Source organism: Escherichia ruysiae (genome assembly GCF_031323975.1).
Lineage (GTDB): Bacteria > Pseudomonadota > Gammaproteobacteria > Enterobacterales > Enterobacteriaceae > Escherichia > Escherichia ruysiae.
Map to the genome: position 1 here is coordinate 215,683 of NZ_JAVIWS010000001.1, position 17,849 is coordinate 233,531.

General features: G+C 49.9%; 17 protein-coding genes. 14 read left to right on the top strand and 3 right to left on the bottom strand.

Going from position 1 to position 17,849, the window contains the following annotated elements; translation table 11 throughout:
- Positions 1-209 precede the first annotated feature (209 nt).
- The 10 genes from ydiJ (at position 210) to ldtE (ending at position 11,179) form a co-directional block, all read left to right on the top strand.
- Complete coding sequence (gene ydiJ / locus RGV86_RS01185; protein ID WP_085460764.1) at positions 210-3,266, top strand: D-2-hydroxyglutarate dehydrogenase YdiJ; 3,057 nt, start codon at positions 210-212, stop codon at positions 3,264-3,266.
- Positions 3,263-3,673: a 1,4-dihydroxy-2-naphthoyl-CoA hydrolase gene (gene menI, locus RGV86_RS01190; RefSeq protein ID WP_085460677.1), complete on the top strand. Its 411-nt coding sequence runs from the start codon at positions 3,263-3,265 to the stop codon at positions 3,671-3,673. The genes ydiJ and menI overlap by 4 nt, the downstream gene beginning before the upstream one ends.
- A gap of 99 nt (positions 3,674-3,772) precedes the next feature.
- Positions 3,773-3,961, top strand: a complete 189-nt coding sequence (locus RGV86_RS01195; protein ID WP_001296104.1) for a YdiH family protein — start codon at positions 3,773-3,775, stop codon at positions 3,959-3,961.
- Positions 3,962-4,513: 552 nt separating this feature from the next.
- Positions 4,514-4,882: a Fe-S cluster assembly scaffold SufA gene (sufA, locus tag RGV86_RS01200; RefSeq protein ID WP_000367172.1), complete on the top strand. Its 369-nt coding sequence runs from the start codon at positions 4,514-4,516 to the stop codon at positions 4,880-4,882.
- Positions 4,883-4,890: 8 nt separating this feature from the next.
- Positions 4,891-6,378 carry a Fe-S cluster assembly protein SufB gene (gene sufB / locus RGV86_RS01205; RefSeq protein WP_085460678.1) on the top strand — a complete coding sequence of 496 codons (1,488 nt, stop codon included), beginning with the start codon at positions 4,891-4,893 and terminating at the stop codon, positions 6,376-6,378.
- 9 nt (positions 6,379-6,387) lie between these two features.
- Positions 6,388-7,134 carry a Fe-S cluster assembly ATPase SufC gene (gene sufC, locus RGV86_RS01210; protein ID WP_000948879.1) on the top strand — a complete coding sequence of 249 codons (747 nt, stop codon included), beginning with the start codon at positions 6,388-6,390 and terminating at the stop codon, positions 7,132-7,134.
- Positions 7,109-8,380 carry a Fe-S cluster assembly protein SufD gene (gene sufD / locus RGV86_RS01215; protein ID WP_309508426.1) on the top strand — a complete coding sequence of 424 codons (1,272 nt, stop codon included), beginning with the start codon at positions 7,109-7,111 and terminating at the stop codon, positions 8,378-8,380. Before sufC ends, sufD begins: the two co-directional genes overlap by 26 nt.
- Complete coding sequence (gene sufS, locus RGV86_RS01220) at positions 8,377-9,597, top strand: cysteine desulfurase SufS (protein WP_000144611.1); 1,221 nt, start codon at positions 8,377-8,379, stop codon at positions 9,595-9,597. The genes sufD and sufS overlap by 4 nt, the downstream gene beginning before the upstream one ends.
- Positions 9,598-9,609: 12 nt before the next feature.
- Positions 9,610-10,026: a cysteine desulfuration protein SufE gene (gene sufE, locus RGV86_RS01225; RefSeq protein ID WP_085460680.1), complete on the top strand. Its 417-nt coding sequence runs from the start codon at positions 9,610-9,612 to the stop codon at positions 10,024-10,026.
- A gap of 148 nt (positions 10,027-10,174) precedes the next feature.
- Positions 10,175-11,179, top strand: coding sequence for a L,D-transpeptidase LdtE (ldtE, locus tag RGV86_RS01230; RefSeq protein WP_000817076.1), 1,005 nt, complete (start codon positions 10,175-10,177; stop codon positions 11,177-11,179).
- Between the two features lie 63 nt (positions 11,180-11,242).
- On the opposite strand, the gene lpp is transcribed toward ldtE, so the two are convergent.
- The 3 genes from lpp to ynhH all read right to left on the bottom strand — a co-directional run bounded on the left by lpp (position 11,243) and on the right by ynhH (position 13,404).
- Complete coding sequence (lpp, locus tag RGV86_RS01235; protein ID WP_000648420.1) at positions 11,243-11,479, bottom strand: murein lipoprotein Lpp; 237 nt, start codon at positions 11,477-11,479, stop codon at positions 11,243-11,245.
- A gap of 310 nt (positions 11,480-11,789) precedes the next feature.
- A complete protein-coding gene (gene pykF, locus RGV86_RS01240; RefSeq protein ID WP_010346010.1) occupies positions 11,790-13,202 on the bottom strand; it encodes a pyruvate kinase PykF in 1,413 nt (470 codons plus the stop codon).
- 7 nt (positions 13,203-13,209) lie between these two features.
- Positions 13,210-13,404 (bottom strand): protein YnhH, encoded by a 195-nt coding sequence (gene ynhH, locus RGV86_RS01245; protein WP_242664678.1) that lies wholly within the window; start codon positions 13,402-13,404, stop codon positions 13,210-13,212.
- Between the two features lie 354 nt (positions 13,405-13,758).
- On the opposite strand from ynhH, the gene fumD reads away from it, so the two are divergent.
- The 4 genes from fumD to RGV86_RS01265 all read left to right on the top strand — a co-directional run bounded on the left by fumD (position 13,759) and on the right by RGV86_RS01265 (position 17,836).
- Positions 13,759-13,968 carry a fumarate hydratase FumD gene (fumD, locus tag RGV86_RS01250; RefSeq protein ID WP_000528337.1) on the top strand — a complete coding sequence of 70 codons (210 nt, stop codon included), beginning with the start codon at positions 13,759-13,761 and terminating at the stop codon, positions 13,966-13,968.
- 455 nt (positions 13,969-14,423) lie between these two features.
- Positions 14,424-15,050, top strand: coding sequence for a ferredoxin-like protein (locus RGV86_RS01255; protein ID WP_001070270.1), 627 nt, complete (start codon positions 14,424-14,426; stop codon positions 15,048-15,050).
- Positions 15,051-15,070: 20 nt separating this feature from the next.
- Entirely contained in the window at positions 15,071-17,173 is a 2,103-nt protein-coding gene (locus RGV86_RS01260) for an aldehyde ferredoxin oxidoreductase (protein ID WP_001273487.1), read from the top strand.
- A 12-nt stretch (positions 17,174-17,185) separates the two neighbouring features.
- On the top strand, positions 17,186-17,836 hold the full coding sequence (locus RGV86_RS01265) for a YdhW family putative oxidoreductase system protein (RefSeq protein WP_137598442.1): 651 nt from the start codon (positions 17,186-17,188) through the stop codon (positions 17,834-17,836).
- Positions 17,837-17,849: the final 13 nt, after the last annotated feature.

Here is a 17,849-nt window from a genome sequence, read left to right on the forward strand (position 1 = left end):
TCGTCGTATTTCAAGTTGCATGTGCTGCGGCTACGTTCGTTCACCCCAGTCACTTACTTTTGTAAGTTCCTGGCGTTCACTCGCTTGCCGCCTTCCCGCAACTCGAAATCCATAGAGTAAACATACATCACCTTTCAGTGCGCTATTGCAGCTGCCTGAAAGAACTGTGTATCGACCTACATCACAGACCGCAGGAAAGGGTCAATATAATGATTCCACAGATTTCCCAGGCACCCGGCGTCGTTCAACTGGTGCTTAATTTTTTGCAAGAGCTGGAGCAACAGGGTTTTACCGGCGATACGGCGACAAGTTATGCCGATCGTCTGACAATGTCGACCGACAACAGTATTTACCAACTTCTCCCCGACGCAGTGGTATTTCCGCGTTCGACCGCAGATGTGGCATTAATCGCCCGTCTGGCTGCGCAGGAACGCTATTCATCGTTGATCTTCACCCCGCGCGGTGGCGGCACCGGCACTAACGGTCAGGCGCTCAACCAGGGGATTATTGTTGATATGTCCCGTCATATGAACCGCATCATCGAAATTAACCCTGAAGAGGGCTGGGTGCGCGTTGAAGCGGGGGTTATTAAAGATCAGCTTAACCAGTATCTGAAACCGTTCGGCTACTTTTTTGCACCAGAACTTTCGACCAGCAACCGGGCAACGCTCGGCGGGATGATCAATACCGATGCATCCGGTCAGGGATCGCTGGTCTATGGTAAAACGTCAGATCACGTGCTCGGGGTGCGGGCGGTGTTGTTGGGGGGGGATATTCTCGATACGCAACCTTTACCCGTCGAGCTGGCGGAAACGCTGGGCAAAACCAATACAGCTATCGGGCGTATCTATAAAACGGTTTATCAACGCTGCCGTCAGCAACGGCAGTTAATCATCGACAAATTTCCCAAACTTAATCGCTTTCTTACCGGTTACGATCTGCGTCATGTCTTTAACGATGAGATGACCGAGTTCGACCTGACGCGCATTCTGACGGGTTCAGAAGGGACGCTGGCCTTTATTACCGAAGCGCGACTGGATATTACTCGCTTGCCGAAAGTGCGCCGTCTGGTGAACGTCAAATATGACTCTTTTGACTCCGCGCTGCGTAACGCGCCGTTTATGGTTGAGGCGCGCGCGCTTTCAGTTGAGACGGTGGATTCTAAAGTGCTGAACCTTGCGCGGGAAGATATCGTCTGGCATTCCGTCAGTGAGTTGATTACCGATGTGCCTGACAAAGAGATGCTCGGACTGAACATTGTGGAATTTGCTGGTGATGATGAGGCGCTGATTGACGAGCGGGTAAATGCACTCTGTGCGCGGCTGGACGAACTTATCGCTAGTCAGCAAGCAGGTGTCATTGGCTGGCAGGTGTGCCGCGAGCTGGCGGGTGTTGAACGTATCTATGCGATGCGCAAAAAAGCTGTTGGCCTGCTTGGCAATGCTAAAGGCGCCGCTAAGCCAATTCCGTTTGCCGAAGATACCTGCGTGCCGCCAGAACACCTGGCGGATTATATTGCTGAATTTCGCGCGCTGCTCGACAGTCACGGCTTAAGCTACGGTATGTTTGGTCACGTCGATGCGGGGGTTTTGCACGTTCGTCCGGCGCTGGATATGTGCGATCCGCAACAAGAGATGTTGATGAAGCAAATTTCTGATGACGTGGTGGCGCTGACTGCGAAATACGGTGGTTTGTTGTGGGGCGAGCACGGCAAAGGTTTTCGCGCCGAATACAGCCCGGCGTTTTTCGGTGAGGAACTTTTTGCAGAACTGCGCAAAGTGAAAGCGGCATTTGACCCGCATAACCGACTCAACCCAGGAAAGATTTGCCCGCCAAAAGGTCTCGACGCGCCGATGATGAAAGTGGACGCGGTAAAGCGCGGTACATTTGATCGGCAGATCCCCATCGCGGTACGCCAGCAGTGGCGCGGTGCGATGGAGTGTAACGGCAACGGTTTATGCTTCAACTTTGATGCCCGCAGCCCCATGTGCCCGTCGATGAAGATCACCCAGAACCGGATTCATTCACCGAAAGGGCGCGCAACGCTGGTGCGTGAATGGCTACGTTTGCTGGCTGACCGTGGTGTTGATCCTCTAAAACTGGAACAAGAACTGCCGGAATCGCGAGCCAGTTTGCGGACGTTAATTGCCCGCACGCGCAATAGCTGGCACGCAAATAAAGGCGAATATGACTTCTCCCACGAAGTGAAAGAGGCGATGTCAGGCTGTCTGGCCTGTAAAGCCTGTTCGACCCAGTGCCCTATCAAAATAGATGTGCCAGAGTTCCGCTCTCGTTTCCTGCAACTCTATCACACCCGTTATTTACGCCCGCTGCGTGACCATCTTGTGGCGACGGTCGAAAGTTATGCGCCGCTGATGGCGCGAGCGCCAAAGACCTTTAACTTCTTCATTAACCAGCCTCTGGTTCGCAAACTGTCGAAAAAACATATCGGCATGGTCGACTTGCCGCTGCTTTCGGTGCCGTCGCTGCAACAACAAATGGTGGGGCATCGCTCGGCAAACATGACGCTGGAACAGCTTGAAGCTCTCAATGCAGAGCAGAAAGCGCGCACGGTGTTGGTGGTGCAAGACCCTTTCACCAGCTATTACGATGCGCAAGTGGTGGCAGATTTTGTCCGTCTGGTCGAGAAATTAGGTTTCCAGCCGGTACTGTTGCCATTTTCACCAAATGGTAAAGCCCAGCACATCAAAGGATTCCTCAATCGTTTTGCGAAGACGGCGAAAAAGACGGCGGATTTCCTCAACCGTATGGCGAAGCTGGGAATGCCAATGGTGGGCGTCGATCCGGCGCTGGTACTTTGTTATCGCGACGAATACAAACTCACTCTCGGCGAGGAACGCGGCGAGTTTAACGTTCTGCTGGCGAATGAATGGCTGGCAAGCGTACTTGAGTCACAGCCAGTGGCTGCGGTCAGCGGTGAACCGTGGTATTTCTTTGGTCACTGTACCGAAGTCACCGCCTTGCCGGGCGCGCCAGCACAATGGGCCGCGATATTTGCCCGTTTTGGCGCGAAGCTGGAAAATGTCAGTGTGGGTTGCTGCGGTATGGCGGGGACTTACGGACATGAAGCGAAAAATCATAAAAACTCGCTTGGGATCTATGAGTTATCCTGGCATCAGGCGATGCAGCGTCTGCCGCGAAATCGCTGTCTGGCGACCGGATATTCCTGCCGTAGTCAGGTAAAACGGGTTGAAGGTACGGGGGTACGCCATCCTGTGCAGGCATTACTGGAGATTATTAAATGATATGGAAACGTAAAATCACCCTGGAAGCACTGAATGCCATGGGTGATGGAAACATGGTGGGATTGCTGGATATTCGCTTTGAACATATTGGTGATGACACTCTGGAAGCGACAATGCCGGTAGATTCGCGGACAAAGCAACCTTTCGGGCTGCTGCATGGCGGTGCGTCCGTGGTGCTGGCCGAAAGTATTGGCTCCGTTGCCGGTTATTTATGTACCGAAGGTGATCAAAAAGTCGTTGGTCTGGAAATCAATGCTAACCATGTTCGATCAGCGCGAGAAGGGCGAGTTCGCGGCGTTTGCAAGCCGCTGCATCTTGGTTCACGTCATCAGGTCTGGCAGATTGAAATATTCGATGAGAAAGAGCGTTTGTGCTGTTCGTCACGATTGACGACCGCTATTTTGTGACGTTGTCACCAGAAAAGTGTGACGCATATTGCCTTTGGTTATTATCTGCACAGTAAACGGTGGTATACTGTGCAGGTCTTGTCTAAAAGCGAGGATGCTATGTCTACTCAACTTGATCCCACCCAACTGGCCATTGAATTTTTACGCCGTGACCAGAGCAATCTTTCACCTGCCCAATATCTCAAACGTCTGAAACAACTAGAACTTGAATTCGCTGATCTGCTTACTCTCTCTTCTGCTGAATTAAAAGAAGAAATCTACTTTGCCTGGCGTTTGGGCGTGCATTGATTCTGGCTGAACGCAGTTAGTGTGCCCCATCGACCTGGATTAACTCCAGTCCAGGTCTGACGACTTTCTTCTGACTTCTCCCATTTTTACCCGCTTGATCTTGTTTAAAAAGAATACAAATCGCAGGTTGTGTTAAAACGCTGGCTTAGCTTTATGAGATTATTCTTATCACCCCTTCAAGAGCTAAGCCACTGTGAGTGCCGGAGATAAGCGCCGGATGGGGTAGAAACCCTTAAGCCTGTGTAGCACAGACTTAAGGGTTTTCTTATTTCTGAACGAGCCACTTTTTTACCTATCTCTTAAATAGTCATTTTCAATACAACTTTTTCTTTTCCATCACAGTCTTAAATGCCCTCCGGTAATAATCATTAACTAACAATGAGATACCTAATTCTTAGCGTGCCTGTTAAGCCGCATATCAGGGTCTATGCTTATTAAATGCAGGCAAAAAGCATGTTTTACGGTAAAGCCCCTGCGTTTGCTGGGTTGAACTGATAATCATTATCACTAACATGCTGTTATACGCTGAAAGCGATGAAGTGAGGTAAATCGATGGACATGCATTCAGGAACCTTTAATCCACAGGATTTCGCCTGGCAAGGCTTAACGCTGACACCCGCAGCGGCGGTGCACATCCGCGAGCTGGTGGCAAAGCAGCCAGGTATGGTCGGCGTGCGCTTAGGCGTGAAGCAAACGGGTTGCGCGGGCTTTGGCTATGTACTCGACAGTGTTAGCGAGCCGGACAAAGACGATCTGCTGTTTGAACACGACGGCGCGAAGCTGTATGTCCCGCTACAAGCAATGCCGTTTATTGATGGCACGGAAGTCGATTTCGTTCGCGAAGGACTCAATCAGATATTCAAATTTCACAACCCGAAAGCCCAGAATGAATGTGGCTGTGGCGAAAGCTTCGGGGTATAGGCGGTACTATGTCTCGTAATACTGAAGCAACTGACGATGTCAAAACCTGGACTGGCGGCTCGCTGAATTATAAAGAAGGATTCTTCACCCAGTTAGCCACTGATGAGCTGGCTAAGGGCATAAACGAAGAGGTGGTGCGCGCAATCTCGGCGAAGCGTAATGAACCGGAGTGGATGCTGGCGTTTCGTCTCAACGCCTTTCGCGCATGGCTGGAGATGGAAGAGCCGCACTGGTTGAAGGCGCAATACGATAAGCTGAATTATCAGGATTATAGCTATTACTCCGCGCCTTCATGTGGTAACTGCGATGACACCTGTGTTTCTGAACCGGGCGCGGTGCAACAAACCGGCGCAAACGCTTTTTTAAGTAAAGAGGTTGAAGCGGCATTTGAGCAGTTGGGCGTACCGGTGCGGGAAGGCAAAGAGGTGGCGGTGGATGCCATTTTCGATTCTGTTTCGGTTGCCACCACTTATCGCGAAAAACTGGCGGAGCAGGGGATCATTTTCTGTTCCTTTGGCGAAGCGATTCATGAGCACCCGGAGCTGGTGAAGAAATATCTCGGCACCGTGGTGCCTGGGAATGACAACTTTTTTGCCGCGCTCAATGCGGCGGTGGCTTCCGATGGTACGTTTATTTATGTACCTAAAGGCGTGCGCTGTCCGATGGAGCTTTCCACCTATTTTCGTATTAACGCAGAAAAAACCGGGCAGTTTGAGCGCACCATTCTGGTAGCCGACGAAGACAGCTACGTCAGCTACATTGAAGGCTGCTCCGCACCAGTGCGTGATAGCTACCAGCTACACGCGGCGGTGGTGGAAGTCATCATCCATAAAAACGCCGAGGTGAAATATTCCACGGTGCAAAACTGGTTCCCTGGCGATAACAACACCGGCGGTATTCTCAACTTCGTCACCAAGCGTGCTCTGTGCGAAGGCGAAAACAGCAAAATGTCGTGGACGCAATCGGAAACCGGTTCAGCCATTACCTGGAAATACCCAAGCTGTATTTTGCGCGGCGATAACTCCATTGGTGAGTTTTACTCAGTGGCGCTGACCAGCGGTCATCAGCAGGCTGATACCGGCACCAAGATGATCCACATCGGTAAGAACACCAAATCGACCATTATCTCGAAAGGGATCTCTGCCGGACACAGCCAGAACAGCTATCGCGGCTTAGTGAAAATCATGCCGACGGCAACCAATGCGCGCAACTTCACTCAGTGCGACTCAATGCTGATTGGCGCTAATTGCGGGGCGCATACCTTCCCGTATGTCGAATGTCGCAATAACAGCGCACAACTGGAGCACGAGGCAACGACATCGCGTATTGGTGAAGATCAGCTGTTTTACTGCCTGCAACGCGGGATCAGCGAAGAAGACGCCATCTCGATGATTGTTAACGGTTTCTGCAAAGACGTGTTCTCGGAACTGCCGCTGGAATTTGCCGTTGAAGCACAAAAACTCCTCGCCATCAGTCTTGAACACAGCGTCGGATAAGGAATAAACATGTTAAGTATTAAAGATTTACACGTCAGCGTGGAAGATAAAGCTATCCTGCGCGGATTAAGCCTCGACGTTCGTCCCGGCGAAGTTCACGCCATTATGGGGCCAAACGGTTCGGGCAAAAGTACCTTATCGGCAACGCTTGCCGGGCGCGAAGATTATGAAGTGACGGGCGGCACGGTGGAGTTTAAAGGCAAAGATTTGCTAGAGCTGTCGCCGGAAGATCGTGCAGGCGAAGGCATCTTTATGGCTTTTCAGTATCCGGTGGAAATCCCTGGCGTCAGTAACCAGTTTTTCCTGCAAACGGCGCTCAATGCGGTGCGTAGTTATCGCGGTCAGGAAACCCTCGACCGCTTCGATTTTCAGGATTTGATGGAAGAGAAAATCGCCCTGTTGAAGATGCCGGAAGATTTATTAACCCGTTCGGTTAACGTTGGTTTTTCCGGTGGCGAGAAAAAGCGCAACGATATTTTGCAAATGGCAGTGCTGGAGCCGGAGTTATGCATTCTTGATGAGTCGGACTCCGGGCTGGATATCGACGCATTAAAAGTGGTTGCCGATGGCGTGAACTCGCTGCGTGATGGCAAGCGTTCATTCATCATCGTGACGCACTACCAACGCATTCTTGACTACATCAAGCCTGATTACGTCCACGTGCTGTATCAGGGGCGAATTGTGAAATCCGGCGATTTCACGTTGGTCAAACAACTGGAGGAGCAGGGTTATGGCTGGCTTAGTGAACAGCAGTAACGTGCTGCAACAGTGGCATCACTTGTTTGAGGCTGAAGGGGCAAAACGCTCCCCGCAAGCGCAGCAGCATTTACAACAATTGCTGCGTACCGGTCTGCCGACGCGTAAACATGAGCACTGGAAATATACGCCGCTGGAAGGGCTGACCAATAGCCAGTTTGTCAGCATTGCGGGGGAGATATCCCCACAGCAGCGTGATGCCTTAGCCTTAACGTTAGACGCCGTGCGGCTGGTGTTTGTTGATGGACGTTACATGCCAGCACTTAGCGATGCAACTGAAGGCAGCGGATATGACGTGAGCATAAACGACGAACGCCAGGGGCTGCCCGATGCAATTCAGCCAGAAGTGTTTCTGCATCTGACGGAAAGCCTGGCGCAAAGCGTTACGCATATTGCTGTGAAGCGCGGTCAACGGCCTGCAAAGCCATTGCTGTTAATGCATATTACCCAGGGCGTGGCAGGTGAAGAGGTGAACACTGCCCATTATCGCCATCATCTGGAACTGGCGGAAGGCGCGGAAGCGACAGTGATTGAACATTTTGTCAGCCTTAATGATGCCCGCCATTTTACCGGCGCGCGCTTCACTATTAACGTCGCAGCGAACGCCCACTTGCAGCATATCAAGCTGGCGTTTGAAAACCCGGTCACTCACCACTTTGCCCATAACGATTTGCTGCTGGCAGACGATGCCACCGCATCTAGCCACAGTTTTCTGCTTGGTGGCGCAGTGTTACGGCACAACACCAGTACGCAACTTAATGGCGAAAACAGTACGCTGCGGATTAATAGCCTGGCGATGCCGGTGAAAAATGAAGTGTGCGATACCCGCACCTGGCTGGAACACAATAAAGGTTTTTGTAACAGCCGCCAGTTGCACAAAACTATCGTCAGCGACAAAGGGCGCGCGGTATTTAATGGTTTGATTAATGTCGCGCAGTATGCCATCAAGACTGACGGCCAGATGACCAATAATAATCTGCTGATGGGCAAGCTGGCGGAAGTGGATACCAAACCGCAACTGGAAATTTATGCCGATGATGTGAAATGCAGCCACGGCGCAACGGTCGGGCGTATTGATGATGAGCAAATGTTCTATCTGCGTTCTCGCGGGATCAATCAGCAGGATGCCCAGCAGATGATCATCTATGCCTTTGCCGCCGAACTGACGGAAGCCTTGCGCGATGAGGGTCTTAAACAGCAGGTGCTGGCTCGAATCGGCCAACGGCTGCCGGGAGGTGCAAGATGACTTTTTCCGTTGAGAAGGTACGGGCCGATTTTCCGGTGCTCTCGCGTGAGGTGAACGGTTTGCCGCTGGCTTATCTCGACAGCGCCGCCAGTGCGCAGAAACCGAGCCAGGTGATTGACGCCGAGGCTGAGTTTTATCGTCACGGCTACGCGGCGGTGCATCGCGGTATTCATACGTTAAGCGCCCAGGCGACCGAGAAAATGGAGAACGTGCGTAAGCGTGCATCGCTGTTTATCAATGCCCGTTCGGCGGAAGAGCTGGTGTTCGTCCGTGGCACGACGGAAGGGATCAATCTGGTCGCCAATAGCTGGGGCAATAGCAACGTGCGGGCAGGCGATAACATCATCATCAGTCAGATGGAACACCACGCTAACATTGTTCCCTGGCAGATGCTTTGCGCGCGCGTTGGCGCAGAGCTGCGGGTGATCCCGCTTAATCCGGACGGCACGCTGCAACTTGAGACGTTGCCTAATCTGTTTGATGAGAAAACCCGCCTGCTGGCGATTACTCACGTGTCTAATGTGCTGGGGACGGAAAATCCGCTGCCGGAAATGATCGCACTTGCGCACCAGCATGGCGCAAAAGTGCTGGTGGATGGCGCTCAGGCAGTGATGCATCATCCGGTGGATGTGCAGGCGCTGGATTGCGACTTCTACGTTTTTTCCGGGCATAAACTGTATGGCCCTACCGGCATTGGCATTCTTTATGTTAAAGAAGCCTTGTTGCAGGAGATGCCGCCGTGGGAAGGGGGCGGGTCTATGATTGCCACCGTCAGCCTTAGCGAAGGTACTACCTGGACCAAAGCACCGTGGCGGTTTGAGGCCGGCACACCCAATACGGGGGGGATTATTGGTCTTGGTGCGGCGCTGGAGTATGTATCAGCTCTGGGGCTTAACAACATTGCTGAGTACGAACAGAATCTGATGCATTACGCGCTGTCACAACTGACAGCAGTGCCGGATCTTACTCTGTATGGGCCACCGGACAGACTTGGCGTTATCGCCTTTAATCTCGGTAAACATCATGCCTATGATGTTGGCAGTTTTCTTGATAACTACGGTATCGCTGTGCGTACCGGCCATCACTGCGCGATGCCGTTGATGGCGTTTTATAACGTTCCGGCTATGTGTCGGGCGTCGTTGGCTATGTATAACACCCATGAAGAAGTGGATCGTCTGGTGACAGGATTGCAACGCATTCATCGTCTGCTGGGATAACAGGGAGGCTCTATGGCTGTATTGCCGGATAAAGAAAAATTGCTGCGTAATTTTTTACGCTGCGCCAACTGGGAAGAGAAATATCTCTACATTATTGAACTGGGTCAGCGTCTGCCGGAATTACACGATGAAGACAGAAACCCGCAAAATAGTATTCAGGGCTGTCAGAGTCAGGTATGGATTGTAATGCGCCAGAATGCGCAGGGAATTATTGAATTGCAGGGCGACAGCGATGCCGCCATTGTGAAAGGGCTTATTGCGGTTGTTTTTATTCTCTATGACCAGATGACGCCGCAGGATATTGTTAATTTTGACGTGCGCCCGTGGTTTGAAAAAATGGCGCTTGCTCAGCATCTCACCCCATCTCGTTCACAAGGTCTGGAAGCGATGATTCGTGCAATCCGCGCTAAAGCCGCTGCACTTAGCTAAACTAAAGGAACAGCTTTCATCTGGATGACTCACATTGCCGGATGGTCGATGTTTACTCTGACCAGCACAGGAGTGTTTCGGCTTCAGGTAAGCAAAAGCACCATCCGACGTCTTAGCGTGAGTCTCCGGCAAATACAGGAGGTTTACAATGAAACGCGCGTCTCTGCTTACACTGACCCTTATCGGCGCGTTTAGCGCCATACACGCTGCCTGGGCGGTAGATTATCCGCTCCCACCAACCGGCAGCCGACTGGTTGGGCAAAATCAAACGTATACGGTGCAAGAGGGGGATAAAAACCTTCAGGCCATTGCCCGACGTTTTGATACTGCGGCAATGTTGATTCTGGAAGCCAATAACACCATCGCCCCGGTGCCAAAACCAGGTACGACGATAACGATTCCTTCGCAACTGTTATTACCTGATGCGCCGCGTCAGGGGATTATCGTTAACCTTGCCGAGCTGCGTCTTTATTATTATCCGCCAGGAGAAAATATCGTGCAGGTCTACCCGATAGGCATTGGCTTGCAGGGGCTGGAAACGCCGGTGATGGAAACGCGTGTGGGGCAGAAAATCCCTAACCCAACCTGGACGCCTACGGCAGGCATTCGTCAGCGTTCGCTGGAGCGTGGCATTAAATTACCGCCAGTCGTTCCTGCCGGGCCAAATAACCCACTAGGACGCTACGCAATGCGCCTGGCGCACGGCAATGGCGAATATCTCATTCATGGCACCAGTGCGCCGGACAGCGTCGGTTTGCGCGTCAGTTCGGGCTGTATTCGTATGAACGCACCGGATATTAAAGCCTTGTTCTCCAGCGTGCGGACGGGGACGCCGGTGAAAGTGATCAACGAACCGGTGAAATACTCTGTAGAACCGAACGGAATGCGTTATGTGGAAGTACATCGCCCCCTGTCGGCAGAGGAACAGCAGAACGTTCAGACGATGCCGTACACACTGCCAGCAGGCTTTACGCAATTTAAAGACAATAAGGCTGTAGATCAGAAGTTAGTCGATAAAGCGTTGTATCGTCGGGCAGGGTATCCGGTTTCAGTGAGCAGTGGAGCAACTCCCGCAGCCAGCAATGCGCCTTCAGTAGAGTCAGCGCAGAATGGTGAACCAGAGCAAGGGAATATGTTACGCGCGACGCAGTAGCGGTAAATGGCAGGCAAAAAAAATGGCGCACAATGTGCGCCATTTTTCACTTCACAGGTACTATTACTTGCGGTATTTAGTAGCCATGTTGTCCAGACGCTGGTTAGCACGAGCTGCGTCATCTTTAGCAGCCTGAACGTCGGAACGCATTGCGTTCACGTCGTTGCTCAGCTGGTCAACTTTAGCGTTCAGAGTCTGAACGTCAGAAGACAGCTGATCGATTTTAGCGTTGCTGGAGCAACCTGCCAGCAGAGTAGAACCCAGGATTACCGCGCCCAGTACCAGTTTAGTAGCTTTCATTATTAATACCCTCTAGATTGAGTTAATCTCCATGTAGCGTTACAAGTATTACACAAAGTTTTTTATGTTGAGAATATTTTTTTGATGGGAAGGCACTTATTTTTGATCGTTCGCTCAAAGAAACATCGAACGCTGGGTTTTAGATAAAAAAATTGAGAGAAAACAGGATGCTTCCATCGGATTCATCTTAGATAAAGTGAGATTATATAGTGAAATCCGATTTGATTTTTTATTGCTTCTGGTTATCGATTAAATAAAAAAAGCGCCCATCAGGGCGCTTGGATATACAAATTAATTCACAAAAGCAATATTACAGGACGTGAACAGATGCGGTGTTGGTAGTGCCGCTCGGTACAAGTGCACCGGAAACCATTACTACAACGTCACCTTTGTGCGCCAGACCGCTCTGCAGAGCCAGTTCTTTACCCAGGCGGTAGAAATCATCAGTAGAAGTGATCTCTTTAACCAGCTGTGGCACAACGCCTTTGCTCAGCACTAGCTGATGTGCAGTTTTTTCGTTAGTGGTCAGCGCCAGGATGGTTGCATCCGGGAAGTATTTACGCACTGCACGAGCAGATTTACCGCCCTGAGTTGCTACGACGATCAGCGGAGCATCCAGTTTTTCAGCAGTTTCAACCGCACCACGGCAAACTGCTTCGGTAATGCGCAGTTTACGGTTGTCGTTGTTGAACTCGAGACGGCTGTTCATCACGCGGTCGGTACGTTCGCAAATGGTTGCCATGATAGAAACAGCTTCCAGCGGGTATTTACCTTTTGCGGATTCACCAGACAACATTACTGCGTCGGTACCGTCGAGGATGGCGTTCGCAACGTCACCGGCTTCTGCGCGGGTCGGACGTGGGTTTTTGATCATGGAATCCAGCATCTGGGTCGCAGTGATAACGACTTTACGTGCGCGGATACATTTTTCGATCATCATCTTCTGGGCGAAGATAACTTCTTCAACCGGAATTTCTACACCCAGGTCGCCACGTGCAACCATGATGCCGTCAGAAGCTTCGAGGATTTCGTCGAAGTTGTTGAGGCCTTCCTGGTTTTCGATTTTGGAGATGATTTGGATGTTTTCGCCACCGTGCGCTTTCAGGTGCTCACGGATTTCGATAACGTCAGAACGCTTACGGATAAAGGAAGCAGCAACAAAGTCTACGCCTTGTTCGCAACCAAAGATGAGATCCTGTTTGTCTTTTTCAGCCAGTGCCGGCAGGGCAATAGAAACGCCTGGCAGGTTCACACCTTTGTTTTCGCCCAGGTCACCGTTGTTCAGTACCTTACAGATAACTTTGTTACCTTCAATGGCGGTAACTTCCATACCGATCAGACCATCGTCAACCAGTACGGTGTTGCCGACGGACAGGTCAGAAGTGAAACCTTCATAAGTTACCGCAACCATTTCGCTGTTGCCGATAACAGATTTGTCAGTGGTGAAAGTAAAGGTCTGGCCTGCTTTCAGAGAAACGTCATTACCGCCTTCCAGTTTCATGGTGCGGATTTCCGGACCTTTGGTATCGAGCAGGATAGCGGCAGTTTTACCTGTTTTGCTCATCACGTTGCGCAGGTTCTGAATGCGCTGACCGTGTTCTGCATAGTCACCATGAGAGAAGTTCAGACGCATGACGTTCATGCCCGCGTCCAGCATTTTAGCTAACATCTCTTCAGATTCGGTTTTTGGTCCGATGGTGCAAACAATTTTGGTCTTTTTCATGACAGTCTTAGTCTTTAAGTTGAGAAGGATAGGAGAAACTTGCTTTCTGGGCGCACTGCCGGAAAGCGAATCCGGTATTACGAAAGTGATGGTGCCTCGCTCTAAGGATAGGTGACATCGAAAAAGCGTGCAGAGGAATGTGTGCTTGTGTCTCAGCCCAACGTGAGTGCCTGTTTTTGAGTCGTTGAGTTCTACAGTCCAAAGTGCTGAAACCATTCAAGAGTCAATTGGCGCGCATTATACGCTGAAATTAATCCAAAAGGAAAACAAAAACAGCGTTTCAAAAAATATACAAGTCGCCAGACAATAAATTGTTATCAAAGATTTGACGTTCCTGGGAAAAGATTACGCAAAAACTTCGTTGTTTGCGCAACATCTGGAGGTGAGGTCGCCAGAGTGGGGAGGAGTGTATGTTCATCAGGTGTATAAATACACCATCGCTCAATCGCTACAGTCAAAATAATTTATCGCGTTATTTATATGATTTTATTTGGTTTTTGTTTAATTGATTAGATTGATATATGCTGATAGTTGGCATGATAAATAGGTATAAAGAATGGGAAATCGAACAAAAGATGACGAACTGTACCGCGAGATGTGCAGGGTAGTCGGTAAAGTTGTGCTGGAAATGCGCGATTTGGGACAGGAACCAAAACATATTGTCATCGCTGGCGTATTACGCACGGCTTTAGCCAATAAACGCATTCAACGTAGTGAACTGGAAAAACAGGCGATGGAAACCGTCATTAACGCGCTGGTAAAATGATCGTTCAGGATGAAGTGCAACGCTTCATCCTGATACGTTTCTTTCAATCGCAGTCACAGCTAATTTTCATAAATAGCAACTGATGAAATTATATCAGTTGCGATATGTATTAAAGTGTATAACGATAATGTTATTTTTATTTTCTGGAATGAATATCACAAATAATTGTCGCTTAAATGAAATTAATTTCAGATGATAATAAATATCAGTCCACTTTTAATTTTTCACTTTGTGATTTTAATTGATAACGATCAATGTTAAGAGCTCAGAATAATCACATTATTTTTTCTCCTAACCATAAAGGATTAGTTTATCAGCGTTAAATCTTTCTCATACACTATCGGGTTAGGGAAAATATCTGGTGTTGGGGACAGAGTCAGCAGCGTATTAGTTGAATGCTTAATATCAGGCTGCTGAATTGTCAGCACTGTGTTTGCGAAGAGGATGCGAAATAAATGAACCCGGTTGGACGTCCACTATTAGATATTGGCTTAACGCGATTAGAATTCTTGCGTATATCAGGAAAAGGCCTTGCTGGTTTAACAATTGCCCCTGCGTTACTGTCACTTTTGGGTTGCAAACAGGAAGATATTGATAGCGGCACGGTTGGGTTGATAAATACCCCCAAAGGGGTGCTGGTGACCCAGCGAGCGAGATGCACAGGCTGTCATCGCTGTGAAATCTCTTGTACCAACTTCAACGATGGCTCAGTGGGCACTTTTTTCTCCCGCATTAAAATTCATCGCAATTATTTCTTTGGCGACAATGGAATAGGATCAGGCGGTGGCCTGTATGGCGATCTGAACTATACCGCTGACACCTGTCGTCAATGTAAAGATCCGCAATGCATGAACGTTTGCCCGATTGGCGCGATTACCTGGCAGCAGGAAGAAGGCTGTATTGTCGTCGATCATAAACGTTGTATTGGTTGTAGCGCCTGTACCACAGCATGTCCGTGGATGATGGCTACCGTAAATACCGAAAGTAAAAAATCCTCGAAATGTGTGCTATGCGGTGAATGCGCAAATGCCTGCCCAACAGGGGCGTTAAAAATTATCGAGTGGAAAGATATTACTGTGTGAATCTTGCAAAGGAAAAAATCATGGCTAACGGTTGGACAGGTAATATATTAAGAGTCAATCTCACGACAGGAAATATTACCCTCGAAGATTCCAGTAAGTTTAAAAGTTTTGTCGGTGGCATGGGCTTTGGCTACAAAATTATGTATGACGAAGTGCCGGCTGGCACTAAACCTTTCGATGAAGCGAATAAATTAGTCTTCGCTACAGGGCCATTAACTGGCTCTGGTGCTCCCTGTAGTTCTCGCGTAAATATCACCTCACTTTCCACTTTTACCAAAGGAAATTTAGTCGTCGATGCCCATATGGGCGGCTTTTTTGCCGCGCAAATGAAATTCGCTGGATACGACGTCATTATTATCGAAGGGAAAGCGAAATCACCGGTTTGGCTGAATATTAAAGATGACAAAGTTACCCTTGAAAAAGCAGATTTCCTATGGGGTAAAGGGACGCGAGCCACGACGGAAGAAATTTGTCGTTTGACCAGCCCGGAAACCTGTGTGGCAGCTATTGGTCAGGCTGGTGAAAACCTTGTGCCGCTCTCTGGCATGTTGAATAGCCGTAATCACAGCGGTGGCGCGGGAACTGGCGCAATAATGGGGTCGAAAAACCTCAAGGCGATTGCAGTTGAAGGGACTAAGGGGGTCAACATTGCCGATCGTCAGGAAATGAAACGTCTCAATGACTACATGATGACCGAACTTATCGGGGCTAATAACAACCATGTGGTGCCAAGTACACCGCAATCGTGGGCGGAGTACTCCGATCCCAAGTCTCGCTGGACGGCGCGTAAAGGTTTGTTCTGGGGAGCGGCGGAAGGCGGCCCGATTGAAACAGGAGAGATCCCGCCGGGAAATCAGAACACGGTCGGTTTTCGCACCTATAAATCCGTTTTTGACTTAGGTCCGGCGGCAGAGAAATACACGGTAAAAATGAGCGGCTGCCACTCTTGCCCAATTCGTTGTATGACCCAGATGAACATTCCTCGGGTCAAAGAGTTCGGCGTGCCCAGCACCGGCGGTAACACTTGTGTAGCAAACTTTGTCCATACCACCATCTTCCCGAACGGGCCGAAAGATTTTGAAGATAAAGACGATGGTCGTGTCATTGGTAATCTGGTTGGTCTGAATCTGTTTGATGACTATGGTCTGTGGTGTAACTACGGGCAGCTACATCGAGATTTTTCGTATTGCTACAGCAAAGGCGTGTTCAAACGCGTTCTGCCTGCTGAAGAGTATGCGGAAATTCGCTGGGATCAGCTGGAAGCGGGTGACGTTAACTTCATCAAAGATTTTTACTACCGTCTGGCGCATCGCGTGGGTGAGTTGAGCCACCTGGCTGATGGCTCATATGCCATTGCGGAACGCTGGAATTTGGGCGAAGAGTATTGGGGTTACGCGAAAAATAAACTCTGGTCACCATTTGGCTATCCGGTTCACCATGCTAATGAAGCCTCGGCGCAAGTTGGTTCCATTGTTAACTGCATGTTCAACCGCGATTGCATGACGCACACCCACATTAACTTTATTGGTTCCGGTCTGCCGTTGAAATTGCAGCGTGAAGTGGCGAAAGAGCTTTTTGGCTCTGAAGATGCTTACGACGAAACCAAAAACTACACGCCGATCAATGACGCAAAAATTAAATATGCCAAATGGTCACTGTTGCGGGTCTGTTTGCATAACGCCGTCACCCTGTGCAACTGGGTCTGGCCAATGACCGTTTCGCCGCTGAAGAGCCGTAATTACCGTGGTGACCTTGCTTTAGAAGCCAAATTCTTCAAAGCGATCACCGGTGAAGAGATGACCCAGGAAAAATTAGATTTAGCCGCTGAACGTATCTTTACACTGCATCGTGCTTACACGGTAAAACTGATGCAAACCAAAGATATGCGTAATGAGCACGATCTTATTTGCTCCTGGGTATTCGACAAGGATCCGCAGATCCCGGTCTTTACCGAAGGAACTGACAAAATGGATCGCGACGATATGTACGCGTCTCTCACGATGTTCTACAAGGAAATGGGCTGGGATCCACAACTCGGTTGTCCGACACGTGAAACGTTGCAGCGTCTGGGGTTGGAAGATATTGCCACCGATCTGGCTGCACACAATCTGCTTCCGGCGTAAGGAATAGGTGAGATGAGCCATCAGGATGAGCTGCCGCTACCCGGCGTCAGCGAAGTTGATGAGGTGAAGCGTCAATGGTTGCAGGGGATGCGTCACACCGGTGATACGGTCAGTGAAGACATCGCAGAACCAGAACCTACAGACGTCCTGGCAGAGTTTATCCGCCAGCATTCGGTAGCGGGTCAACTGGTGGCGCGCGGCGTGTTTCTCTCGCCACCCTATTCGGTTGCTGAAGAGGATCTGTCTGTTTTTCTGGAAGGCATAAAACAGAACGGAGACTACGCGGATATCGCCTGTATCACGGGAACTCACGATGATTACTATTACTCAACGCAGGCCATGAGCGAAAACTACGCGGCGATGTCTTTGCAAGTTGTGGAGCAGGACATTTGTCGCGCCATTGCTCATGTCGTTCGTTTTGAGTGCCAGACGTATCCGCGACCCTACAAAGTCGCCATGCTGAGGCAAGCGCCATATTACTTCCAGGACGCGCAGATTGAAGCCGCGATAGCCGCGATGGATGTTGCCCCTGAATATGCCGATATACGCCAGGTTGAGTCATCGACAGCGGTGCTGTACCTGTTTAGTGAGCGGTATATGAGCTATGGCAAGGCTTATGGCTTATGCGAATGGTTCGAGGTAGAGCAGTTTCAGAATCCCTGAAATTTCAGGGAAA